The organism is Bradyrhizobium sp. LeoA1Lang (genome assembly GCF_055413685.1).
This window is the reverse complement of the sequence record NZ_JBVAPG010000510.1, coordinates 1-473: the sequence shown is the minus strand read 5'-3', so window position 1 is coordinate 473 and position 473 is coordinate 1. Positions and strand designations below refer to the sequence as shown.

Annotated in this window: 1 pseudogene; it reads left to right on the top strand. The window is 69.6% G+C overall.

The features are described 5' to 3' along the window. Positions 1-473, top strand: a pseudogene (locus ACZYOF_RS44345) (IS256 family transposase); the annotation flags it as partial.

Below are 473 nucleotides of genomic sequence, written 5' to 3'. Positions count from 1 at the left end.
GAGCGGTGACCACGGCCGCAAGATCGCGGCCGCGCGCCCGCGGGTCCGGGGCGTGGACGGCCGCGAGATCACGATCCCGAGCTGGGAAACGGCGGCGCAGGAGGATTGGCTCGGTCGCTGGGCGATGAACCTGATGCTGATCAATGTGTCGACGCGCCGGTTCGGCCGCGCTGTCCGGCTGCCTGAGGGTGACGTGCCGGCACCACCCGGATCGGGAGTTTCGAAGTCGGCGGCCTCGCGGAGGTTCGTGGCGCTGTCGGCGGCGCGGCTGGCCGACTTCATGGCTGCCGATCTGTCCGCGCTCGACCTTCTGGTGGTCCAAATCGACGGGCTGCATCTCGGCGACGATCTCGTGCTGGTCGCCGCGATCGGGGTTGACGGCCAAGGCAACAAGCATCCGCTGGCGCTGGTGGAAGGGGCGACCGAGAATGCCGCAACGGTTCAGGCCCTGCTGGACAACCTGGTCTCGCGCG